20 protein-coding genes are annotated in these 21,678 nt (G+C 67.0%); 13 read left to right on the top strand and 7 right to left on the bottom strand.

Going from position 1 to position 21,678, the window contains the following annotated elements; translation table 11 throughout:
• Window positions 1-15 precede the first annotated feature (15 nt).
• The 4 genes from JHW45_RS16390 (at window position 16) to JHW45_RS16375 (ending at window position 2,920) form a co-directional block, all read left to right on the top strand.
• The gene (locus tag JHW45_RS16390) at window positions 16-537 is read left to right on the top strand and encodes a hypothetical protein (RefSeq protein WP_272858648.1); all 522 of its coding nucleotides are present in this window, start codon (window positions 16-18) and stop codon (window positions 535-537) included.
• A gap of 53 nt (window positions 538-590) precedes the next feature.
• Window positions 591-1,961 (top strand): glutamate--cysteine ligase, encoded by a 1,371-nt coding sequence (locus tag JHW45_RS16385; protein ID WP_272858647.1) that lies wholly within the window; start codon window positions 591-593, stop codon window positions 1,959-1,961.
• Window positions 1,962-2,023: 62 nt separating this feature from the next.
• On the top strand, window positions 2,024-2,278 hold the full coding sequence (locus tag JHW45_RS16380) for a hypothetical protein (RefSeq protein WP_272858646.1): 255 nt from the start codon (window positions 2,024-2,026) through the stop codon (window positions 2,276-2,278).
• Between the two features lie 90 nt (window positions 2,279-2,368).
• On the top strand, window positions 2,369-2,920 hold the full coding sequence (locus tag JHW45_RS16375; RefSeq protein WP_272858645.1) for a hypothetical protein: 552 nt from the start codon (window positions 2,369-2,371) through the stop codon (window positions 2,918-2,920).
• Here the strand turns inward: JHW45_RS16375 and JHW45_RS16370 are convergent.
• The 5 genes from JHW45_RS16370 to JHW45_RS16350 all read right to left on the bottom strand — a co-directional run bounded on the left by JHW45_RS16370 (window position 2,842) and on the right by JHW45_RS16350 (window position 7,993).
• Window positions 2,842-3,678, bottom strand: a complete 837-nt coding sequence (locus JHW45_RS16370; protein ID WP_272858644.1) for a polysaccharide pyruvyl transferase family protein — start codon at window positions 3,676-3,678, stop codon at window positions 2,842-2,844. The genes JHW45_RS16375 and JHW45_RS16370 overlap by 79 nt on opposite strands.
• Before the next feature lie 42 nt (window positions 3,679-3,720).
• Window positions 3,721-4,311 (bottom strand): glycerol-3-phosphate 1-O-acyltransferase PlsY, encoded by a 591-nt coding sequence (plsY, locus tag JHW45_RS16365; protein WP_272858643.1) that lies wholly within the window; start codon window positions 4,309-4,311, stop codon window positions 3,721-3,723.
• A complete protein-coding gene (pyrC, locus tag JHW45_RS16360) occupies window positions 4,308-5,591 on the bottom strand; it encodes a dihydroorotase (RefSeq protein WP_272858642.1) in 1,284 nt (427 codons plus the stop codon). Before pyrC ends, plsY begins: the two co-directional genes overlap by 4 nt.
• Window positions 5,588-6,550, bottom strand: a complete 963-nt coding sequence (locus JHW45_RS16355; protein WP_272858641.1) for an aspartate carbamoyltransferase catalytic subunit — start codon at window positions 6,548-6,550, stop codon at window positions 5,588-5,590. Before JHW45_RS16355 ends, pyrC begins: the two co-directional genes overlap by 4 nt.
• A gap of 99 nt (window positions 6,551-6,649) precedes the next feature.
• A complete protein-coding gene (locus tag JHW45_RS16350; RefSeq protein ID WP_272858640.1) occupies window positions 6,650-7,993 on the bottom strand; it encodes an SAM-dependent methyltransferase in 1,344 nt (447 codons plus the stop codon).
• Window positions 7,994-8,237: 244 nt separating this feature from the next.
• On the opposite strand from JHW45_RS16350, the gene JHW45_RS16345 reads away from it, so the two are divergent.
• The 6 genes from JHW45_RS16345 (at window position 8,238) to JHW45_RS16320 (ending at window position 14,158) form a co-directional block, all read left to right on the top strand.
• Window positions 8,238-9,614, top strand: a complete 1,377-nt coding sequence (locus JHW45_RS16345; protein WP_272860648.1) for an MATE family efflux transporter — start codon at window positions 8,238-8,240, stop codon at window positions 9,612-9,614.
• 57 nt (window positions 9,615-9,671) lie between these two features.
• Window positions 9,672-9,908, top strand: coding sequence for an Lrp/AsnC ligand binding domain-containing protein (locus tag JHW45_RS16340; RefSeq protein ID WP_272858639.1), 237 nt, complete (start codon window positions 9,672-9,674; stop codon window positions 9,906-9,908).
• A gap of 168 nt (window positions 9,909-10,076) precedes the next feature.
• Window positions 10,077-11,657, top strand: a complete 1,581-nt coding sequence (locus JHW45_RS16335; RefSeq protein ID WP_272858638.1) for a cytochrome ubiquinol oxidase subunit I — start codon at window positions 10,077-10,079, stop codon at window positions 11,655-11,657.
• Between the two features lie 4 nt (window positions 11,658-11,661).
• The gene (gene cydB, locus JHW45_RS16330) at window positions 11,662-12,825 is read left to right on the top strand and encodes a cytochrome d ubiquinol oxidase subunit II (protein WP_272858637.1); all 1,164 of its coding nucleotides are present in this window, start codon (window positions 11,662-11,664) and stop codon (window positions 12,823-12,825) included.
• A 13-nt stretch (window positions 12,826-12,838) separates the two neighbouring features.
• A complete protein-coding gene (cydX, locus tag JHW45_RS16325) occupies window positions 12,839-12,979 on the top strand; it encodes a cytochrome bd-I oxidase subunit CydX (protein ID WP_272858636.1) in 141 nt (46 codons plus the stop codon).
• A 78-nt stretch (window positions 12,980-13,057) separates the two neighbouring features.
• Window positions 13,058-14,158 carry a pyridoxal phosphate-dependent aminotransferase gene (locus JHW45_RS16320; RefSeq protein ID WP_272858635.1) on the top strand — a complete coding sequence of 367 codons (1,101 nt, stop codon included), beginning with the start codon at window positions 13,058-13,060 and terminating at the stop codon, window positions 14,156-14,158.
• 238 nt (window positions 14,159-14,396) lie between these two features.
• Here JHW45_RS16320 and JHW45_RS16315 read toward each other — a convergent pair whose 3' ends face one another.
• On the bottom strand, window positions 14,397-17,447 hold the full coding sequence (locus JHW45_RS16315; protein WP_272858634.1) for a valine--tRNA ligase: 3,051 nt from the start codon (window positions 17,445-17,447) through the stop codon (window positions 14,397-14,399).
• Window positions 17,448-17,633: 186 nt separating this feature from the next.
• Between JHW45_RS16315 and JHW45_RS16310 the strand changes: the two genes are divergently transcribed.
• The 3 genes from JHW45_RS16310 to JHW45_RS16300 are packed head-to-tail and all read left to right on the top strand — an operon-like array spanning window position 17,634 to window position 20,761.
• Window positions 17,634-18,638, top strand: a complete 1,005-nt coding sequence (locus JHW45_RS16310) for a DctP family TRAP transporter solute-binding subunit (protein ID WP_272858633.1) — start codon at window positions 17,634-17,636, stop codon at window positions 18,636-18,638.
• Window positions 18,639-18,688: 50 nt separating this feature from the next.
• Window positions 18,689-19,369: a TRAP transporter small permease gene (locus JHW45_RS16305; RefSeq protein ID WP_272858632.1), complete on the top strand. Its 681-nt coding sequence runs from the start codon at window positions 18,689-18,691 to the stop codon at window positions 19,367-19,369.
• Window positions 19,370-19,372: 3 nt separating this feature from the next.
• A complete protein-coding gene (locus tag JHW45_RS16300; protein ID WP_272858631.1) occupies window positions 19,373-20,761 on the top strand; it encodes a TRAP transporter large permease in 1,389 nt (462 codons plus the stop codon).
• Here JHW45_RS16300 and JHW45_RS16295 read toward each other — a convergent pair.
• A complete protein-coding gene (locus JHW45_RS16295) occupies window positions 20,695-21,645 on the bottom strand; it encodes an alpha/beta fold hydrolase (RefSeq protein WP_272858630.1) in 951 nt (316 codons plus the stop codon). The two genes, JHW45_RS16300 and JHW45_RS16295, sit on opposite strands and share 67 nt — an antisense overlap.
• Window positions 21,646-21,678 lie beyond the last annotated feature (33 nt).

Genomic DNA, 21,678 nt, shown 5'->3' with positions numbered 1-21,678 from the left:
GCCCGCAGCGCGGCGATGATCCGCCCGGCCCTGCGCGACTGGCTGCGCCGGCAGGCCGAGCCGTTGTCGGCGCTGGCGGTGTCGGCCTTCGGGCTGTGGCTGGCCCTGCGCGGCGGCTGGTTCTTTCTGCTGCTGGGCGCGTTCGTGGTGCTGATCGGGGCCGCGCTGCTGGTCGGCGCGTGGCGCAGGTTGCCGTTTCGCCGCCCCGTGGATGCGCCCGGCGTGGTCGAGGTGGTCGAGGGCGCGATCCGCTTTTACGGCGCGCACACGCTGGGCGGAGAGATCGCGCTGCGCGACCTGGTCGAGATCCGCCTGCTGCGGCTGAAGGGTCACGGCCACTGGCGGCTGCGCAACGCCGCGGGCGAGGCGCTGCTGATCCCGGTCGATGCCGCCGGCGCCGATGCGCTGGCCCATGCCTTTACCGCGCTGCCCGGCCTTGACATGGGCGAGGTGTCGGCGGCGCTGGCCCATGTCGCGGATCAAAGCGACGCGGTGCGCACCGTTTGGCGCAGACCCGTCCGACGCGGGTTGACTTGACCGGCCCCTGTTGTCACCTGTGACCGACCCGCAATCCGCGAAAGGCCTCGACCATGTCCATTCCCCAGCAGGGCGGAGGCCCCATCGAAAGCCGCGACCAGCTTGCCGCCTATATCGAAGCCGGCGAAAAACCGCGCGAGGCGTGGCGCATCGGCACCGAGCACGAGAAGTTCGGCTATTGCAAACCCGAAAAACTGCCGCTGCCCTATGACGGCGACTGTTCCATCAAGGCGATGCTGACCGGGTTGCAGGAACGCTTCGGCTGGTCGCCGGTGCTGGAACAGGGCAACATCATCGGGCTGGAACGCGACGGCGCCAATGTCAGCCTGGAACCGGGCGGGCAGCTGGAACTGTCCGGCGCGCCGCTGGAAAACATCCACCAGACCTGCGACGAGGTGAACCAGCACCTGTCCGAGGTGAAGGCGGTGGCCGACGGCATCGGCGCGGGCTTCATCGGGCTGGGCGCGGCGCCGATCTGGTCGGGCGACCAGATGCCGATGATGCCCAAGGGCCGCTATCGGCTGATGACCGATTACATGGACCGCGTCGGCACGCTGGGCAAGCAGATGATGTATCGCACCTGCACCGTGCAGGTGAATCTGGATTTCGCTTCGGAACCCGACATGGTGCAGAAGCTGCGCGTGGCGCTGGCGCTGCAACCGGTGGCGACGGCGCTGTTTGCCAATTCGCCGTTCCTCGACGGCAAGCCCAACGGCATGAAAAGCTGGCGCGCCCATATCTGGCAGAACCTGGACGACGCCCGCACCGGCATGCTGCCCTTCGCGTTCGAGGACGGGTTCGGCTATGACCGCTGGGTCGATTACGTCCTCGATGTGCCGATGTATTTCGTCTATCGCGACGGCCGCTATATCGACGCGCTGGGACAATCCTTTCGCGATTTCCTGAACGGCCGCCTGCCCGCCCTGCCGGGCGAGATCCCCACCCTGTCGGACTGGGCCGATCACCTGACCACCGTGTTCCCCGAGGCGCGGGTGAAGAAGTTCATCGAGATGCGCGGCGCCGATGGCGGGCCGTGGCGGCGGCTGTGCGCGCTGCCGGCGCTGTGGGTCGGGCTGACCTATGACCAGACCGCGCTGGATGCGGCCTGGGATCTGGTCAAGGGCTGGGACCACGACACGCGCGAGGGGCTGCGCCGCGCCGCCGGCCGCGATGCGTTGCAGGGCGAGGCGAACGGCGTCCGCCTGCACGATCTGGCGCGCGAGGTGGTGGCCATCGCCGAAGCCGGGCTGAAGAACCGCGCCCGCGCCGGCGCCGGCGGCATGATCGCGGACGAGACGCATTTCCTGAACGCGCTGAAGGAAAGCGTCGATACGGGCCGCGTCCCCGCCGACGAGCTGCTGGAGAAATATCACGGCGAATGGCAGGGCGACCTGTCCCGCATCTATGCCGAATATTCCTATTGACCTTGCGGCCTTGGCGGCCGCCTGCCACCCTCGCTTCCGTGCGAGTATTCAGGAGGCGGGTCATGCGCGATTTTTTCATCCTGTGGCTTGAGCGGATCGTCAACGCGGTGGTGATCCTCGGCGCCGCGGCAATTCTCTTTGGCGGCTTCGTTGCGATGTTCAGCCCGCAGGGCGGAATCCTGCAGGGATTGCTGGTCTGGCTGGGCGGCGCGATCTACCTCGCCGTCATGGCCGGCATGATCTATCTGGGGCTGGGCATCTACAACAACACCCGCCGCACAGCCGAAGCCGTCGAGCGTCTGGCCGAACGCGGCTGAAACCCGTTCCATCCAATGCAACGCCGCACGTGAGCGTGAGCGCAAAAGGGGAGGTGGCGGCTTGAATTGCGGCCCCGCCGGTGGCACCCCATGACGAAACGCGCAACGAAGGACGAGGGTGCGATGCGGGCGGATCTGATGGAGTGGACTCAACGTCTGGTGGCGGCCGTGTTTCTGGTCGGGCTGGTCGCGCTGATCGCTGCCGTGGTCAGGCTGGCGACGCAATCGGACGTGGTGCCGCCGCTGCCGATCTATGCCGGCGTTCTGGGCCTTGTGACGCTGCTGCTGCTGGCCGGGGCGTGCATGGCGCTGATCTCGATCGCGATCTCCGCGCGCAAGGGGGCCGAGGCGCTGCGCCGTCTGGCCGCACAAGGCGCGTCCGTGGACCGCCTGCCCGCCACGCCGGTCCCGTTCTCCTCGACCAGGCTGCGTCAGGTCGCGCAGGCGCAGCCCGAACCGGCCCCGCCAGCCAGCCCGCCGCCGAACCCCCTGCCGCACCCGCCCGACCCCGCGCCCGGCCGGCCGCAATCTGGTCGCCGAACGCTGAGGCGCGCGCCGCCCCTTCAGAACGGACACACCGCCAGCAGCCTGTCACCGATCGCGGTCAGGTCGGCATCGGGCAGGCTCAGATCCTGCCGGTAATCGGCGCTGTCGAAGGGCAGGCGGATCTTGATTCGCGTCATCCCCTCCATCCCGACCGACCTGAAATAATCCTGAAACTTGAAATCGTTTTCCATCAGCTCGGCGGAAAACGACGCCAGCCATCCGCAAGGAACGCCATAGGCGTGGGATTCGATGATCCCGTGCAGCGACGACGACAGCACAGCCTCGCTTGCCGCAATATGGTCCACCACCTGCTCGACCGGCTGCCGCAGGTCGATGATGCGCACATCGTCGGGCAAAAGCCCCATGTTGCGCTGCCAGAACGGCAAATCATAGAAATGCGGAACGATCGCCAGCCGGTGCGTCTTGACCGGATCCGCGGGCCGATAGAAATGCGGCAGACACAGCCCCGGATCGCCCATGACGTCCGGCACATCGAACCCGCGCCGCGCGATCACCTGCTGCGTCAGCGGCCCGCGAACCGCGTGAACCGCCTTGGGCCGCATGAAGAAATCGTCCGGCGTCTTGATGCCGCTGCCCCAGATCTCGGCGCGGTTCTTGCGGCGGATCTTCTGGATGATGCTGCCGCAGGTGAAATGCACGGTGATCCCCTCGGGGACATGACCTGGCGCGCAGAATCGCGGATCGGTGCCGGTCCGCTTGCGATAGAGATAGGGGCCGATCCAGTCCCCGAAATTGCGGAACCCGCCCCACCAGGACCACCACATGTTCCCGTCCGGCAACTCGCCCCGCCGCAATCGTTCCAGCTCGGCTTCGGAGGGTTTTTCGATCTGCATGGCTGCTCCGTTCTGCGCGTCCGGCGCGGACCGCAAAGGGGTCTATCGCGGCGATTTCCGGCCCAGACGCGGCTCGGACCCGTCCAGCAGCCGGGCGATGTTGGCGCGGTGGCGCAGAAAGATCAGCGCCGCCATGAACAGGCTGACCAGGATCAGATCGGCCCGCCCCATCGCCCAGGCAAGAACCGGTGTCAGCGCCGCCGCCATCAGCGCCGACAGGCTGCTGATGCGGCTGATGGCGGCCGTCAGCAGCCAGATCGCGCAGGCGGCCAGCCCCAGGGGCCAGTGCAGCGCGATCACCGTGCCCAGAAAGGTGGCCACGCCCTTGCCGCCGCGAAAGCCCAGCCAGACCGGAAAGCAATGGCCCAGAAACGCCGCGCCGCCGGCCAGGATCGCCGCCGTCTCGCCGCCGAAATGCCGCGCCAGCAGCACCGCGATGGCGCCCTTGCCCGAATCCAGCAGCAGGGTTGCCAGCGCCGCCGGCCTGTTGCCGGTGCGCAGCACGTTGGTCGCGCCGATATTGCCCGACCCGATCCGGCGCAGATCGCCCAGACCCAGGACCCGCGCGATCACCAATCCGAAGGGGATCGACCCCAGCAGATAGCCCATAACGGTCCACAGCATCAGGCTCATGCGCCTTCTCCGAAGACCCGCTGTCCGGCGACCCATGTGCCCAGCACCCGCCCCTGCATCCGCGCGCCGTCGAACGGGGTGTTCTTCGATTTCGACAGCAGGGTGAAACGGTCCAGCACGAAGGGCGCGTCGGGATCGAACAGCACCAGATCGGCCGGCGCGCCCGCAGACAGCCGCCCGGACGGCAGGCCCAGCCGGCGTGCGGGGTTCAGCGACATCGCCCGCCACAGTTGCGGCAGGCTCAGCCCGCCCTGGTGATACAGCCGCATCGCGGCGGGCAGCAGCGTCTGCAACCCGACCGCGCCCGGCGCCGCCGCCTCGAAGGGCAGGCGCTTGGATTCCTCGTCCTGCGGGGTGTGGAAACTGGCGATCACGTCGATGGCCCCGTCGGCCACCGCCTGCACCATCGCCTGCCGGTCGTCTTCAGACCGCAGGGGCGGGGTGAAGCGGAAAAAGGTGCGGTAATCGCCCACGTCGAACTCGTTCAGCGTCAGGTGGTGGATCGAGATCCCGGCGGTCACGTCCAGCCCCGCCTGCCGCGCCCGGTCCAGCGCCGGCAGGGCGGCGGCCACGGTGATCTGGTCGGCGTGCCAGCGGCAGCCGGTCATCGCCACCAGCGACAGGTCGCGATCCAGCCCCATCACCTCGGCCATGGGCGAGACCGAGGGGATGCCGTAAAGCGACGCGAACTTGCCCCCGGTCGCCGCCGCGCCGCGCGACAGCCCCGCATCCTGCGGATGCCCCACGATCAGCGCGTTCAACCCGCGGGCATAGATCATCGCCCGCGACAGCACCCGCGTGTCGGTGACGACGCGCACGCCATCGGTAAAGGCCACCGCGCCCAGATCGGTCAGAAACCCGATCTCGACCATCTCGCGCCCCTCGCGCGCCTTGGTCAGCGCCGCCATGTGACGGATGTTCACCGCCGCGTCGGCGGCGCGACGGGTGACGAATTCCAGCGATTCCGGCGTGTCGATCGGCGGCAGCGTATCGGGCCGCGCGATCAGCGTCGTGACCCCGCCCGCCGCCGCGGCCAGCCCGGCGCTGCGCACGCTTTCCTTGTGCCGCTCGCCCGGCTCGCCGATCTTGACGCCCCAATCGACCAGCCCCGGCGCCAGCGCCCGACCCCGACAGTCGATCACGGCGGCACCTTCCGGCGCGGCCTCACCCGGCGCACCCGCACCCACGATCCGCCCGTCGCGCACCAGCAGGCTGCCGGGCGCGTCGCTGCCGGTCTCCGGGTCGATCAGGCGGGCGTTGGCAAACAGCGTCGCGCTCACACCATCACCCCCGCTGCGGCCGCGCCGCGTTCGGCGCGCAGGTTGCGGGCCAGCAGGTCCAGCGCGGCCATGCGGACGGCCACGCCCATCTCGACCTGGTCCTGAATCACGCTGCGGTTGATGTCGTCGGCCAGCGTGCCGTCGATCTCGACGCCGCGATTCATCGGGCCGGGATGCATGACGATGGCGTCGCCTGCGGCCAGCGACAGCTTGGCCGCGTCCAGCCCCCAGCGGTGGTAATATTCACGTTCCGACGGGATGAAGCCGCCATCCATCCGTTCGCGTTGCAGCCGCAGCATCATCACAACATCGGCGCCCTTCAGACCCTCGCGCATGTCCTCGAACACCTCGACCCCCATCTGGGCTGCGCCCGCGGGCATCAGCGTCGCGGGGCCGATCAGCCGGATGCGGTTTTCCATCTTGCCCAGCAGGATCAGGTTCGAGCGTGCCACCCGGCTGTGGGCGATGTCGCCACAGATCGCGATGGTCAGCCGGTGCAGCCGCCCCTTGGCGCGCCGTATCGTCAGCGCGTCCAGCAGCGCCTGGGTGGGGTGTTCGTGCCGCCCGTCGCCGGCGTTGATCACCGCGCAGGTCACCTTTTCGGCCAGCAGGTTCACCGCGCCGGAATGGGGATGGCGCACGACCAGCAGGTCGGGCTGCATCGCGTTCAGCGTCAGCGCCGTGTCGATCAGCGTCTCGCCCTTCTTCACGCTGGATTGCGCCATCGCCATGTTCATCACGTCGGCCCCCAGCCTTTTGCCGGCCAGTTCGAAACTGGCCTGCGTCCGGGTCGAGTTCTCGAAGAACATGTTGATCTGGGTCATGCCCGCCAGGGCGTCGGAATGTTTGACCGTGCGGCGGTTCAGCGCCACATAGGTCTCGGCCAGATCAAGCAGTTGCACGATGTCGGGCGGCGCAAGATGGTCGATGCCCAGAAGATGTCGGGCGCGAAAGGTCATGGCGGCGGCCTTTGGGCGGGGACGAAACGCCCCTTCTATCGCAGAAGCCGCCCGGTGCGGCAAGCGGGCAGGGGCGCGCCCGCCCGCGCCCTTTCGCCCTCAGCCCGTCGCCGCGCCGCGTGCGGGGCGGACGTCCGGTTCGGGCGGGGCCAGCCGGCCGCCTTCCAGCCAGTTCTCGGGCCAGTCCTCGGGCCATGCGGGGGGCGGCAGGCCGCGTTCCGCCTCAAGCCCGGCCAGCCGCTCCTCGGCCCGCGCGATATAGTCGCGGGTGACGGGCACCTCGTCGGCGCCATGGGCCAGCTGAAGCTGAAACACCACCATGTCGCCTTCGCGGAACGATGCCTCGCTGCCGGCCAGGTAAAACTCCCACATGCGGCAAAACGCCTCGTCATACAGCTCCTTCATCCGGTCGCGATTGGCCATGAAGGCGCTGCGCCACGCCTTCAGCGTCTCGGCGTAATGCAGGCGCAGGATCTCGATATCGGTGACGAACAGCCCCGATTTCTCGACCGCGCGCATGACCTCGGACAGGGCCGGGATATAGCCGCCGGGAAAGATATAGCGGCGCAGGAATGGATTGGTGGCCCCCGGCGGGCTGGCGCGCCCGATCGTGTGCAACAGCATCTTGCCGTCCGGCCGCAGCAGACGGGCGGCGCTGGCAAAGAAGCTGTGGTAATGGTTGATGCCGACATGCTCGAACATGCCGACCGACACGATCCGGTCGTAATCCCGGTCGATGTCGCGGTAATCCTGCAAATGAAACGACGCTCGGCCGCCCACGCCGTCGTGCCGCGCGCGCCGTTGCGCCACGGCAAGCTGTTCGCGCGACAGGGTGACGCCATCGACCCGCGCGCCCGCCACCTGCGCCAGATACAGCGCCATGCCGCCCCAGCCGCAGCCGATGTCCAGAACGTCCATCCCGTCCGTCAGCAGCATCTTGGCCGCGATATGGCGCTTCTTCAGCAGCTGCGCCCTGGCCAGCGTGATGTCGGGCGTGGGGAAATAGGCGCAGGAATACTGCATGTCGGGGTCAAGAAAGCTGCGATACAGATCGGCGGACAGGTCGTAATGCCGGCGCACATTCCCGCGCGAGATCAGCGGCGTGTTGATCTGGCTCAGCCGCCTTGTGGCGATCCGCATCCGCTCGAACGCCTTCATCCAGACCGCCGGCATCAATCCGCGCCCGGCATTGGCATGGGCCAGCATGATGAGATCGAAGACCGTGCCTTCCAGCATGTCGATCTCGCCCTCCATGTATCCCTCGCCCAGTTTCAGCGCGGGATTGGCGGCGGCGGCGCGTTCGGCCGCGGCGCTGTTGAAGCGCACGACCAGCTTTTGCCCCGACCCGTCGCCGAACCGCTCGGCGCGGCCGGTATGGTCGATGATCGTCAGATCGCCCTTGGCGATGAATTTGGCAAGAAAGCCGTGAAGAAGCCTGTTCATGGCATCCCCCTCCCGCAGCCATGACCCGAAGCGATGCGTCCGCGACTGCAAGGGGCGCATCATCGAATGCACAAGGTGCAACATTTCCGCGACCGAAAGGTTCACGCGCGCGCGCGTTTTTTGCAAGCCCGGCGATGACCCGGCAATGGTCCCGCCGCCGCGCAGGACGGCATCCGGGCGGCTTTCCGCGCCGCGCATCCTGCCCCCGATTGCCGGCCGGCTGCGACGCGGCTATGGGACGGTGATGTTCCGCTTGCGCTATCGTCCCCATGTCGTGGCGACCCTGTCGCTGGGCCTGCCGCTGATCGGCAGCCATCTGGCGCGCATGGCCATCGGCGTCAGCGACACCGTCATGATCGGCTGGTACGGGGTCGAGGAACTGGCGGCGCTGGTCATCGCGACCTCGTTTCTGATCATCCTGTTCTTTCTGGGCATGGGGTTCGGCACCGGGGTGATGGGGCTGATCGCCACCAGCATCGCGCGCGGCGACGAGACCGAGGTGCGGCGCGGCGCCCGCATGGCGCTGTGGCTGTCGGGGATCTTTTCGCTTCTGGTCATGCCGCTGATGTGGTTTTCCGAACCGATCCTGCTGGCGCTGGGCCAGACGCCGCGCATCTCGGAACTGGCGCAGGATTATCTGCGCATCGCCGGCTGGGGCCTGCTGCCGATGCTGGGCGGGCTGACGCTGAATTCGTATCTGGCGGCGCTGGAACGCACGCAGGTGGTGATGTGGGTGACGCTGGCCGGCCTGCCGCTGAACGTGGCGATGAACTGGGTGTTCATCTTCGGCAATCTGGGCGCGCCCGAACTGGGCGTGCAGGGCGCGGCGCTGGCCAGCCTGTCGGTGCAGGTCAGCCAGCTTGCGATGCTCGTGCTCTATGCGTCGTGGCTGCCGATGGCGCGCAAATACAATCTGTTCCAGCGATTCTGGCGGCCCGACTGGCCGGCCTTCCGGGCGATCTTCTGGCTGGGTCTGCCGATCGGCGTGACCATGCTGGCCGAGGGCGGGCTGTTCGTCGCCTCGAACGTGATGATGGGCTGGATCGGCACGCGCGAACTGGCCGCCCACGGCATCGCCATCCAGATCGCCTCGATCACCTTCATGGCGCATCTGGGCCTGTCGAACGCGGCGACCGTGCGCATCGGGCAGGCCAAGGGGCGGGGCGACGCGCAATGGATGCGCGATGCGGCGGTGACGGTCACGGCCATGTCGCTGGGGTTCGCGGTGTTCGCGGTGGTGCTGTATCTGGTCTTTCCCGAACCGCTGGTGCGGATGTATCTGGACCCCGCCGATCCGCAGACGCCCGCCATCGTCGCCATCGGCACGATGCTGCTGTTCTATGCCGCGCTGTTCCAGCTGACCGATGCGTTGCAGGTGGTGGCGCTGGGCCTGCTGCGCGGCGTGCACGACACGCGGGTGCCGATGTGGATCGCGGGCTTCAGCTATTGGGTGGTCGGCATGCCCATTGCCTGGGGGCTGGCCTTTCCGCTGGGGCTGGGGGCGCGCGGATTGTGGCTGGGGCTGGTCGCGGGCCTGTCGGTGGCGGCGGTGCTGCTGCTGATCCGGTTCTGGCGCGGCTGGCGACGCGGGGACTGGACCCCGCAGCCGGTGCCGGTCTAACCTGCGCCAACCGGGTCTTGCGCCACCCATCCGCCCATCCGCCGCACAGGAGGCCCCATGCGTCCCGTCTTCGTTCAGTTCCGCTGCGAACCCGGCAAGACCTACGAGGTTGCCGATGCGATCTATGACCGCGAGGTGGTCAGCGAACTCTATTCGACCTCGGGCGATTACGATTTGCTGGCCAAGGTCTATATCCCGGAAGAGGCGGATGTCGGCCGCTTCCTGTCGGACCGGCTGTTCGACATCCCCCATATCAGCCGCACCCTGACCACGATGACCTTCCGCGCCTTCTGATCGCGCCCGCCGACCCCGCACCCGCCGCGGCAGGTGCGTCCCGCCGCCCACATATTCCCGAAACGCGATGCGACAAGCCGTCGCGCGGCCGCATGCCGCGCGCTGCGCCCTGTCGGTCGGCGGGACGTTCTGCTAATCTCCGCGCGACCGGCATGAAGGAACGCGCAGATGGATATCGGTGTTGTCGAGCTGTCGCGGCTGCAATTCGCGATGACCGCGCTTTATCACTTTCTGTTCGTTCCCCTGACGCTGGGCCTGTCGATCCTGGTCGCGATCATGGAGACGGTCTATGTCATGACCGACCGCCCGATCTGGCGACAGATGACCAAGTTCTGGGGCCTGCTGTTCGGCATTAACTTCGCCATGGGCGTGGCCACCGGCGTCGTGATGGAATTCCAGTTCGGCATGAACTGGTCCTATTACAGCCACTATGTCGGCGACATCTTCGGCGCGCCCCTGGCGATCGAGGGGCTGATGGCCTTCTTCCTTGAAGCCACCTTCGTCGGCCTGTGGTTCTTTGGCTGGGACCGGCTGTCCAAGGTGGGCCATCTGGTCGTCGGCTGGCTGGTGGCCATCGGCTCGAACTTCTCGGCGCTGTGGATCCTGATCGCCAATGGCTGGATGCAGAACCCGGTGGGCGCCGAATTCAACCCGCTGACCATGCGGATGGAGATGACCAGCTTCTACGACGTGATGTTCAACACCGTGGCCCAGGCCAAGTTCGTCCACACCGTCAGCGCCGGCTATGTCACCGCCTCGGTGTTCGTCCTCGGCGTCTCGGCGTGGTTCCTGCTGCACGGCCGCCACATCGCGCTGGCCCGCCGCTCGATCGCCGTCGCCGCCAGCTTCGGGCTTGCCTCGGCGCTGTCGGTCGTCGTGCTGGGCGACGAATCGGGATACGACGCCGGGCTGAACCAGAAGATGAAACTGGCCGCGATCGAGGCGATGTGGGAAACCGAACCCGCCCCCGCCCCCTTCACCCTGATCGGCATCCCCGACCAGCAGGCGCGCGAGACGAAATGGGCCATCCACGTCCCTTACGTCATGGGCCTGATCGGCACCCGCTCGCTGACCGAGGAATTGCCGGGCATCGCCCAGCTTGAGGCCGAGGCCGAACGCCGCATCCGGTCGGGCCTGATCGCCTATGACGCGCTGATGACCATCCAGCAGGACCGCGAGGCGACCGACAGCGCCGTGATGCAGCGATTCGAGGAACATTCCGACGATCTGGGATACGCCCTGCTGCTGCGCCGCTATCTGGACGATCCGCGACAGGCGTCGCAGGCGCAGATCGTGCAGGCGGCGGGGGACACCGTCCCGCATGTCTGGCCGCTGTTCTGGTCCTTCCGGATCATGGTGGGGCTGGGCTTCCTGTTCATCGCGACGATGGGCTATTTCTTCGTCCAGTCCTCGTTCCGCGGCGGCCGCTATCCGCGCTGGGCGCTGCGCGCGGCGGTGCTGATGATCCCCGCGCCCTGGATCGCGGCCGAGCTTGGCTGGATCGTGGCCGAATACGGCCGCCAGCCCTGGACCGTGGACGGCATCCTGCCCACCGCGATGTCGGTCAGCGCCCTGTCGGTCACCGAACTTCTGCTGACCATCGCCGGGTTCGCGACCTTCTACACCGTGCTGTTCCTGATCGAGATCCGCCTGCTGCTGCACTTCATCCGCAAGGGACCGACCGAGGATGTGCAGCTGACCGAAGACTGGAACGCGGCGCATCGCGCCCGCCTTGCCCCGGCCGAGTGACACCATGATCCTGCATGAACTGATCTCGTTCGACTCTCTGCGCCTGATCTGGTGGCTGCTTCTGGGCACGCTGCTGATCGCCTTCGCGCTGACCGACGGCTTCGATCTGGGCACCGGCACGCTGCTGCCCTTCGTGGCGCGCAACGATGTCGAACGCCGCGTCGTCATCAACACCGTCGGCCCCGTGTGGGAGGGGAATCAGGTCTGGTTCATCCTGGGCGGCGGGGCGATCTTTGCCGCCTTCCCGCCGCTTTACGCGGTCAGCTTCTCGGGGTTCTATCTGGCGATGTTCGCCATCCTCGCCGCGCTGATCGTGCGGCCGGTCGCGTTCAAGTTCCGGTCGAAACGCGAGGATGCGACATGGCGCGCGCGGTGGGACTGGGCACTGTTCTTCGGCGGCGCGGTGCCCGCGGCGCTGTTCGGGGTGGCGGTCGGCAATGTGCTTCTGGGCGTGCCGTTTCACCTGACGCCGGATCTGCACTCGATCTATGACGGCGGACCGTTCGGCAAGTTCTTCGGCCTGCTGCGGCCTTTCGCGCTGCTCTGCGGGGCGGTGTCGCTGGCGATGCTGATCGTGCACGGCGCGGGCTGGATCGTGCTGAAGACCGAAGGCGCGATTGCCGACCGCGCCCGCCGCTATGGCAGCGTGGCGGCGATGCTTGTGCTGGCGGGATACGCGCTGGCCGGGCTGTGGCTGGCCTTCGGGATCGAGGGTTATGCGCTGGCCCAGGCGCCGCTGCGCGACGCCCCCTCGAACCCGCTGGCCAGCACCGTGATCCATGGCGGCAGCTGGCTGTCGGCCTATGCCGACCGGCCGTGGATCGCCATCGCGCCGGTGATGGGGTTCGTGGGCACCGCGATGGCGTGGCGCGCGCTGCGGTCTGGCGGGGAACTTTCGCCGCTGGGCTGGTCCAAGATGGCGGTGTTCGGCATGATCTCCTCGGTGGGGCTGACGATCTATCCGTTCCTGCTGCCCTCGACCACCGACCCCCACAGCTCGCTGACGATCTGGGATGCCTCGTCCTCGCATCAGACGCTGTTCGTGATGCTGATGGCGACGGTGATCTTCTTGCCGATGATCCTGGCCTATACCGCCTGGGTCTATCGCGTGTTGTGGGGCAAGGTGACCGAAGACGACGTGTCCGACCCCGACAGCCACTCTTACTGAAAGGACGGCACCGATGTGGTATTTCGCCTGGATCCTGGGACTGCCGCTGGCGGCGCTGGTGGCGGTGGTCAACGCGATGTGGCTGGAACTGCGCGACGACCGCGCCATGCTGGACGGCCGCGGGTCGGAGCTGCGCGACCGCGACCGCGACTGACGCGGCGCGGCGCGGCGGGCAGACGCCCCTGCCACGTCCCGCTTGCCTGTCGCGCCGAAATCGGCCACCACTCGGGCCATGACACCGCCCCGTTTCGCCCCGATCCCCGCCGCGCTGCCCGCCACCGTCCCCTTTGTCGGCCCCGAGGAAATCCAGCGCCGGCAGGGCCGGGATTTCGACGCCCGGATCGGCGCGAACGAAAACGGCTTCGGCCCCAGCCCGCACGCGCTGCGGGCGATGCAGGCGGAACTGCCGCGCCTGTGGCAATACGGCGATTCGTCCAGCCACGATCTGGTGCAGGCGCTGTCGGCGCATCTCGCCGTGCCCGCGCGCCACATCACCGTGGGCGAGGGCGTGGACGGGCTGCTGGGCAATCTGGTGCGGCTGATGATCGGCCCCGGCGATCCGGTCGTGACCTCGGACGGCGCCTATCCGACCTTCAACTATCACGTCGCGGGCTTCGGCGGGGTGCTGCACAAGGTCCCCTATCGCAACGATGCCGAGGACCCGGCGGCGCTGGTCGAACAGGCCCACCGGACCGGCGCAAGACTGGTCTATCTGGCCAATCCCGACAACCCGATGGGCAGCTGGCACAAGGCCCGCACCGTCCAAGCGATGCTGGACGACCTGCCCCAGGGCACGCTGCTGGTGCTGGATGAGGCTTATGTCGAATTCGCCCCCGCCGACGCGGTGCCGCAGATCGCGCCCGACGATCCGCGCGTGATCCGCATGCGCACCTTCTCGAAAGCGTACGGGCTGGCCGGGGCGCGGATCGGCTATGCGTTCGGCCATCCCGACCTGATCGTCGGGTTCGACCGCATCCGCAATCATTTCGGCGTGAACCGGGTCGCGCAGGCCGGCGCGCTGGCCGCGTTGCAGGACCGCGCGCATCTGGCCGAGGTGCAGGCCCATGTCGCCGCCGCCCGCGACCGTCTGGCCGCCATCGCCGCGGCCAACGGCATGACGGCGCTGCCATCGGCCACCAATTTCGTGGCCATCGACACCGGCCGCGACGGCGATTTCGCCCGCGCCCTGGTCGCCGCGCTGGAAGATCGCGGCATCTTCGTGCGCATGCCGGGCGTGGCGCCGCTGAACCGCTGCATCCGCATCAGCTGCGCCCCCGCCCCGGAACTCGACATCCTTGCCGACAGGTTGCCGCAGGTGCTGTCCCGGCTGTAACCGCGCCGCCGCAGCGCGCAACGCCACCGCGCGCAAGCGGTGTACGCCCGGTGCACATCCTGTGCGCGCTGGGTGCACGGCCCGTGCGGCTCCAAATGCAGCAAATCCCGGCCCGAACCGGCTGAGGCGCCGAAACGCGGCACCGCGCAACGCCCGCCGCCGTTGCGCAACACCGCTGCTTCTTCTTTGCCCAAATACCCGTTCCGCCCGCGCCGCCCGCGCGTCGGGCGGCAGGCCGTCACATCGCCGCCAGCTGCGCCAGCGCCGCCTGCAACCGGGCGATGTCATCCTCCAGCGCGGCCAGCTTGTCGCGCGTCTCCTCGATCACCTCGGCCTCGGCATTCGCCGCGAATTTCGGGTTCGCCAGCCGCTTGCGCAGACCCTCGGCATCCTTTTCCGACTTCGCCAGCGATTTCCGCAGCCGCGCGGTTTCCGCCGCCACATCAATGACATCGCCGATGGGCAGCGCGAAGCTGGCCCCGGTGACCGACACGGCGATGGTGCCCGTTCCGGCCGTGCCGGAACGGGGCGCGGCGACCCGCGCCAGCCGCTCGATCAGCGGCGAATTGGCGGTCATGGCCGCGCGCGCAGCCTCGTCGGCCTCGGTCACGATCAGGTCCAGCTTCGCGCCCGCCGGCACACCCATCTGCGCGCGCGCCGACCGCACCGCCTCGATCAGCGCGATGACCCAGTTCATCTCGCGATCCGCCGCCGGATCGATCAACTCGGCCCCGTAATCGGGCCAGTCGCCATGCACCAGCATCTTCGCGCGCACCCCCGTCAGCGCCCATAATTCCTCGGTCACGAACGGCATGATCGGGTGCAGCATCAGATAGCACTGGTCCAGCACCCAGCCCATCGTAGCCCTTGTTTCCTCGGCATTTTCCGTGTCGAACAGCGGCTTGGCGAACTCGACATACCAGTCGCAGACCTTGCCCCAGACAAAGGCGTAAAGCCCGGTCGCCGCGTCGTTGAAACGATAGCTGGCCAGCGCCTCGTCGGTGGCGATGCGGATGCGCGCCACCTCTCCGACGATCCAGCGGTTGACGGTGTGGCGCGGGTCCGGGCGCGGCCCGCCGCCGCGCACGCCGTTCATCTGCGCGAAGCGGCTGGCGTTCCAGATCTTGGTGACAAAGTTGCGCGCCCCCTCGACATGTTTCGGCCCCAGCTTGGGATCGCGGCCCATCGCGGCCATGCCGGTCAGGGTCATGCGCAGCGCATCGGCCCCGTATTCGTCGACCAGCGTCAGCGGGTCGATGACATTTCCCTTGGATTTCGACATCTTGGCGCCCTTTTCGTCGCGCACCAGCCCGTGGACATAGACATCGCGGAACGGCACCTCTCCGGTCACTTCAAGCTGCATCATCATCATCCGCGCGACCCAGAAGAAGATGATGTCGAAGCCGGTGACCAGCACGTCGGTCGGAAAATACCGGCGCAGTTCGGGCGTGTCGTCGGGCCAGCCAAGCGTCCCGATGGGCCACAGCCCGCTGCTGAACCAGGTGTCCAGCACGTCGGGATCGCGCCAGACCGGATAGACCAGATGGGTCGGGTCCTGCGACAGGTTATAGTCCGCAAGGCTCTGGGACAGCATGTCGATGGCGGCATCGCGGTCGCGAACCTCGACCACGCGGCTGATGTCCAGCGGCTGCGGCAGGCCGGCGATGTCGTCGCGGAACTTGCGCCGCACGGCATCGAAATCGGCGGCGCAATGCTGGCGCCGGCCCGCGTGGACAAGCCCGTCGACCAGCAGGCCGAACAGCTCGACCTCATCCAGCGCGCCGTCGCCCTCATCGTCGGTAAAATTCTCGATCCGCAGATCCAGCCCGTACCAGACCGGGATCTGGTGGCCCCACCACAGCTGGCGGCTGATGGTCCACGGCTCGATATTCTCCAGCCAGTTGAAATAGACCTTCCTGTGCTGTTCCGGCAGGATGCGGGTGCGGCCGTCGCGCACCGCCTCGATGGCCGGGCCGACGATGCGCTGCGTGTCCACGAACCATTGATCGGTCAGCATCGGCTCGATCACCACGCCGGATCGGTCGCCGAAAGGCTGCATGATCTGGCGCGCCTCGACCATCGGGTTGCCCTCGGCGTCGGTGACGGCCAGACCCTCGTCGGTGATCGCGTCGATCACCTTGCGGCGGGCGTCGTAACGGTCCAGCCCGCGCAATTCAGTGGGCACCAGGTTGACATTGGCGACATCGCCCACGTCCTCGCCCTGCGCGGCGCGCGTGGCGATGGCGGCGCTTTCCTCGTAGGACAGGCCGTCATCGCGCATCCGCGCCTTGCCATCCATCAGCACGTAAAGCGGGATGCCGGTGCGCATCGCCACGCCATAGTCGTTGAAATCGTGCGCGCCGGTGATCTTGACCGCGCCCGAGCCGAAATCGGGGTCGGGATATTCGTCGGTGATGATCGGGATCAGGCGGCGATGTTCCCTGGGCCCGACCGGGATCTCGCACAGTCGGCCCACGATGGGGGCATAGCGCGGATCGTCGGGATGGACGGCCACCGCGCCGTCGCCCAGCATGGTTTCGGGCCGGGTCGTGGCGATGCTGATATAGTCGCGCGTCTCGCGCAGGGTGACGTTGCCGTCGGCGTCGCGTTCGACATATTCATAGGTCTCGCCGCCCGCCAGCGGATACTTGAAATGCCACATATGGCCGGGAACCTCGCGGTTCTCGACCTCAAGATCGCTGATCGCGGTCTCGAAATGCGGGTCCCAGTTCACCAGCCGCTTGCCGCGATAGATGATTCCCTTGTCGTAAAGATCGACGAACACGCGGATCACGGCGTCGTGGAAATTACCCTCCTCGCCCGCGGGTGCGCCGGGGGCGCCGGACATGGTAAAGGCGTTGCGCGACCAGTCGCAGGACGCGCCCAGACGCTTCAGCTGGTCCATGATCGTGTCGCCGGATTCCTGTTTCCACGCCCAGATCTTGTCCACAAAGGCGTCGCGCCCGATCTCGCGCCGGCCGGGTTCCTGACGTTCCGACATGCGCCGTTCCACCACCATCTGCGTGGCGATGCCGGCATGGTCCTGTCCGGGCTGCCACAGCGTGTCGAAGCCGCGCATCCGGTGCCAGCGCACAAGAATGTCCTGCAACGTGTTGTTGAAGGCGTGGCCGATATGCAGGCTGCCGGTCACGTTCGGGGGCGGGATCATCACCGCGAACGTGTCGGATCGCGAGGCGTTGGCGCCGGCCGCGAACGCGCCGATGCGTTCCCATTCGGCGCTGATCCGGGCTTCGGCGGCGCGTGCGTCAAAACTCTTGTCCATGCTCATCCTGGCGGTCCCCTTGTTGCGACCGGATTACCGAAGCGGCGCGGAAAGGCCAAGAGACGGCGGACCGGAATGCGCGCGCGAAAGATTTTACTTGCGTCCCGACCGGCGCACCGTTGAGATACGCAAACGCATGGACGGGGCCGGCAGAGCCCTGCACAGATAAAAAAGCAAGAGAGAGGTATTCCCATGAAGATCATCCTGACCGCGGCCTGCGGGCTGTCGATCATGGCGACCGGCGCACTGGCCGACCCGGCCGGCTGCGACAGCGGCGAGACGGTCGTCAAGTTCAGCCACGTGACCAATTCCGACAAGCATCCCAAAGGCATCGCCGCGGCGCTGTTCGCCGAGCGCGTGAACGCCGAGATGGACGGCAAGATGTGCGTCGAGGTCTATCCGAACACGACGCTTTACGACGACGATGCGCTGCTTGAGGCGATGTTGCAGGGCGACGTGCAGATGGGCGCGCCGTCCTTGTCGAAATTCGAGACCTTCACCAAGGTCTACCAGATCTATGACCTGCCGTTCATGTTCAAGAACATCGCGGCGGTGGACGAGTTCCAGAACTCGGAACAGGGGCAAGAGATGAAATCCGCGATGGAACGTCGCGGCATCTCGGGGCTGGAATACTGGCATAACGGCATGAAGCAGATGTCCGCCAACAGGCCGCTGATCCAGCCCGAGGATGCCAAGGGGCTGAAGTTTCGCGTCCAGCCCTCGGACGTGATCATCGCGCAGTTCGAGGCGCTTGGCGCGTCGGCGCAGCCGATGGCCTTCTCCGAGGTGTATGGCGCCTTGCAGACCGGCGTCGTGGACGGGCAGGAAAACACCTGGGCCAATATCTATGGCCAGAAATTCCACGAGGTGCAGGACGGCATCACCGAAACCAATCACGGCGTTCTGGATTACCTGGTCGTCGCCTCGACCGACTGGCTGGACGGGCTGGACGCGGATGTGCGCGAGCAGATGCTGACCATCCTGAACGAGGTGACGGTGGAACGGAACGGCGCCGTCAACGAGGTCGATGACGAGGCGCGGCAGGCCATCCTGGACGCCGGCAGCGAGATCCGCGAGCTGGACGAGCAACAGCGTCAGGCGTGGGTCGATGCGATGAAACCCGTCTGGGAACAGTTCGCCGAAGGCGTCGGTCAGGACAATATCGACGCCGCGCAGGCGATCAACGAAAATCACTGAAATACCGGCCCGCCCCCATCCGGGGCGGGTCTTTCCCTGCCGGAGTGGACATGAGTCAAAGGTATCAGCCGCGCGACCGCCTGGGCCGCGCCGTGCATGGTTTCGAGGAAAATCTGATCGCGCTGATCCTGGGGCTGATGACGGTCATCACCTTCGTCAACGTCATCATGCGATACATCTTCCAGACCTCGCTGATCTGGGGGCTTGAACTGACGCTGACGCTGTTTGCGTGGCTGGTGTTGCTGGGCATGTCCTATGCGGTCAAGGTCAACGCGCATCTGGGCGTGGACGCGGTGATCAACATGCTGCCGCACAAGGCGCGCAAGGTGCTGGCGCTGATCGCGGGCGCGCTGTGCACGTTCTATGCGGTCCTGCTGCTGAAGGGGGCGTGGGATTACTGGGCGCCGTTCGGCGGGTTCAGCCAGACCGGCGGACGGTGGTTCCCCGAAGGCTTCGTGCCGACCCGCGACCGTGCGTTCTATGAAACCGAACAGATCCCGCTGCCGTTCCTGAATGCGTGGCTGGGCGATGTGTTCAACATGGGCGAGCCCTATGACAAGGTGCCGCGCTTCATTCCCTATGTCGTGCTGCCCTTCGGGGTGGCGCTGCTGCTGTTTCGTATCCTGCAAGCGGTCTGGCATGTCTGGACCGGCCGCCGCGAGGCGCTGATCGTCAGCCACGAGGCCGAGGACGCCGTCGAGGATGTCCGCCACATGAACCTTGAGGACTGACAGATGGATGTCGCGCTGCTGTTCGTGCTGATCGTCGGGCTGATGCTGCTTGGCGTTCCGATCGCGATTTCACTCGGTCTGGCCTCGACGCTGTTCCTGCTGCTGTTTTCCAGCACCTCGCTGGCGTCCATCGCGCAGACGCTTTACAACGCGATGGACGGGCACGCGACGCTGCTGGCGATCCCGTTCTTCATCCTCGCCTCGTCCTTCATGTCCACCGGCGGCGTGGCGCAGCGGATCATCCGCTTTGCCATCGCCTGCGTGGGTCATCTGCCGGGCGGGCTGGCGATTGCGGGCGTGTTCGCCTGCATGATGTTCGCGGCGCTGTCGGGATCGTCGCCCGCGACCGTCGTCGCCATCGGCTCGATCGTGATCGCGGCGATGCGGCAGGTCGGCTATTCCAAGGATTTCGCCGCCGGCGTCATCTGCAACGCCGGCACGTTGGGCATCCTGATCCCGCCCTCGATCGTGATGGTCGTCTATGCCAGCGCGACCGACGTGTCGGTGGGGCGGATGTTTCTGGCCGGCGTCATTCCGGGCCTGCTGGCCGGGGGGATGCTGATGGCCACGATCCTGGGCATCGCGATCTGGAAAAACCTTCCGCGCGGCGACTGGCTGGGCTGGGCCGAGATCTGGGACAGCTTCAAGGATGCGTTCTGGGGGCTGATGCTGATCGTCATCATCATGGTCGGACTGTATGGCGTGCCCGGCGTCACCAACGCCATCTTCACCCCGACCGAGGCCGCCGCCGTCGCCGCCGTGTGGGCCTTCATCGTGGCGGTGTTCATCTATCGCGACATGGGACCGCTGCGCGACGGCGACCGGCGCATTCCGCTGTGGCAGAAACCGCAGGCGCTGATCACCGCCTTCGTCCATCCCGGCACCCGCGACGTGCTGCTGGAGGCGGGGAAGCTGACCATCACGCTGATGTTCATCATCGCCAACGCGCTGATCCTGAAACACGTGCTGACCGACGAACAGATCCCCCAGCATATCGCCGGCATGATGCTGGATGCGGGGCTGGGCAAGATCATGTTCCTGGTGGTGGTGAACGTGATCCTGCTGATCGGCGGACAGTTCATGGAGCCGTCGGGCCTGATCCTGATCGTGGCGCCCCTGGTCTTTCCCATCGGGATCGAGCTTGGCGTCGATCCGATCCATCTGGGCATCATCATGGTCGTGAACATGGAAATCGGCATGATCACCCCGCCGGTCGGTCTGAACCTGTTCGTGACCTCGGGCGTGGCGGGCATGTCGATGATCCGGGTCGTGCGCGCCGCGCTGCCGTTTCTGGCGGTGCTGTTCGTGTTCCTGATCCTTGTGACCTATGTGCCGTTCCTCAGCACATGGCTGCCGACGCTGATGATGGGACCCGAGACGATCATCAGGTGATTTCGCGGCCGGGTCGCGGGCGCGACGCTCAGCCCCCGGCTTCGGCCCGCTGGATCAGGTCCAGCAGCATCCCGGGCAGTTCGGGGCGATGCAGGATCTGCATATGGGTGGTGTCGGGCAGCACCGTCAGCCACGCGCCCGGCACGGTTTCGGCGATCTGCACGGCATGGGCGAGGGCGGATGAAGTCGCGGTCGCCGATCGCCACCATCGCCGGCACCTCGATTGCGGCAAGCTGATCGTCGCTGAAGCCCCATTCGGAATTCAGCAGTGCGCCCAGTTTCTTCGCCACCGGCACCATGATGCCCGAACCGTCGGGATTCTGGTCCTGGTATCCGCGCCGCATGTCCAGAAAATCCCTGGGCGTGGGCAGGCGCGGCAGCAACTGGCTTGAGGGAACATGCGTCGGGTCGCGGTTCATCTGCGCCAGCTCCGGCAGGAACCCCTGCGCGTCGCGTCCCGCCGAGATCATGGTCAGCGACGCCACCCTGTCGGGCGCATTCACCGCCAGATCCAGCGCCTGCATCCCGCCAAGCGAAAAGCCGATGACATGCGCCTTGTCGATCTGCCGCGCGTCCAGCACCGCCAGCGTATCGGCGCGCAGCGTGTCCAGCGTGATCGGGCGCGCGCGGTCGGCGGTGTGTCCGTGGCCCTGCTGGTCGATGCCGATGACGGCGCGGTCGGCCGAAAGGCGCGGGATCAGATGCGACCACGCCAGATCCGTGTTCATCATCCCGCCATGCAGCAGCAGGATCGGGGGTTTCTCGGCGGATGCCTCGCCCTCGATGCGATACCAGATTGCATGTCCGTCGCGAATCGCCGTCTCGGCCCCGCCCGCACCGGGCAGCGACAGAAGCAACGCGGTCAGCAGGGCCGGTATTCTCATGTGCCAGCCTTTCTGCGCGTCGCCGGTGCCAGA

The sequence above is a fragment of the Paracoccus stylophorae genome, from assembly GCF_028553765.1.
GTDB lineage: Bacteria > Pseudomonadota > Alphaproteobacteria > Rhodobacterales > Rhodobacteraceae > Paracoccus > Paracoccus stylophorae.
The sequence above is the reverse complement of the archived record's forward strand: the minus strand, read 5'-3'. Positions and strand labels throughout refer to the sequence as shown.

Excerpts from the sequence above, each read along its gene's own strand:
- JHW45_RS16390 (WP_272858648.1), top strand. The coding sequence starts at position 16 with ATGATCCGCCCGGCCCTGCGCGACTGGCTGCGCCGGCAGGCCGAGCCG.
- JHW45_RS16385 (WP_272858647.1), top strand. The coding sequence starts at position 591 with ATGTCCATTCCCCAGCAGGGCGGAGGCCCCATCGAAAGCCGCGACCAG.
- JHW45_RS16380 (WP_272858646.1), top strand. The coding sequence starts at position 2,024 with ATGCGCGATTTTTTCATCCTGTGGCTTGAGCGGATCGTCAACGCGGTG.
- JHW45_RS16375 (WP_272858645.1), top strand. The coding sequence starts at position 2,369 with ATGACGAAACGCGCAACGAAGGACGAGGGTGCGATGCGGGCGGATCTG.
- JHW45_RS16370 (WP_272858644.1), bottom strand. The coding sequence starts at position 3,678 with ATGCAGATCGAAAAACCCTCCGAAGCCGAGCTGGAACGATTGCGGCGG.
- plsY (WP_272858643.1), bottom strand. The coding sequence starts at position 4,311 with ATGAGCCTGATGCTGTGGACCGTTATGGGCTATCTGCTGGGGTCGATC.
- JHW45_RS16355 (WP_272858641.1), bottom strand. The coding sequence starts at position 6,550 with ATGACCTTTCGCGCCCGACATCTTCTGGGCATCGACCATCTTGCGCCG.
- JHW45_RS16350 (WP_272858640.1), bottom strand. The coding sequence starts at position 7,993 with ATGAACAGGCTTCTTCACGGCTTTCTTGCCAAATTCATCGCCAAGGGC.
- JHW45_RS16345 (WP_272860648.1), top strand. The coding sequence starts at position 8,238 with ATGTTCCGCTTGCGCTATCGTCCCCATGTCGTGGCGACCCTGTCGCTG.
- JHW45_RS16340 (WP_272858639.1), top strand. The coding sequence starts at position 9,672 with ATGCGTCCCGTCTTCGTTCAGTTCCGCTGCGAACCCGGCAAGACCTAC.
- JHW45_RS16335 (WP_272858638.1), top strand. The coding sequence starts at position 10,077 with ATGGATATCGGTGTTGTCGAGCTGTCGCGGCTGCAATTCGCGATGACC.
- cydB (WP_272858637.1), top strand. The coding sequence starts at position 11,662 with ATGATCCTGCATGAACTGATCTCGTTCGACTCTCTGCGCCTGATCTGG.
- cydX (WP_272858636.1), top strand. The coding sequence starts at position 12,839 with ATGTGGTATTTCGCCTGGATCCTGGGACTGCCGCTGGCGGCGCTGGTG.
- JHW45_RS16320 (WP_272858635.1), top strand. The coding sequence starts at position 13,058 with ATGACACCGCCCCGTTTCGCCCCGATCCCCGCCGCGCTGCCCGCCACC.
- JHW45_RS16315 (WP_272858634.1), bottom strand. The coding sequence starts at position 17,447 with ATGAGCATGGACAAGAGTTTTGACGCACGCGCCGCCGAAGCCCGGATC.
- JHW45_RS16310 (WP_272858633.1), top strand. The coding sequence starts at position 17,634 with ATGAAGATCATCCTGACCGCGGCCTGCGGGCTGTCGATCATGGCGACC.
- JHW45_RS16305 (WP_272858632.1), top strand. The coding sequence starts at position 18,689 with ATGAGTCAAAGGTATCAGCCGCGCGACCGCCTGGGCCGCGCCGTGCAT.
- JHW45_RS16300 (WP_272858631.1), top strand. The coding sequence starts at position 19,373 with ATGGATGTCGCGCTGCTGTTCGTGCTGATCGTCGGGCTGATGCTGCTT.
- JHW45_RS16295 (WP_272858630.1), bottom strand. The coding sequence starts at position 21,645 with ATGAGAATACCGGCCCTGCTGACCGCGTTGCTTCTGTCGCTGCCCGGT.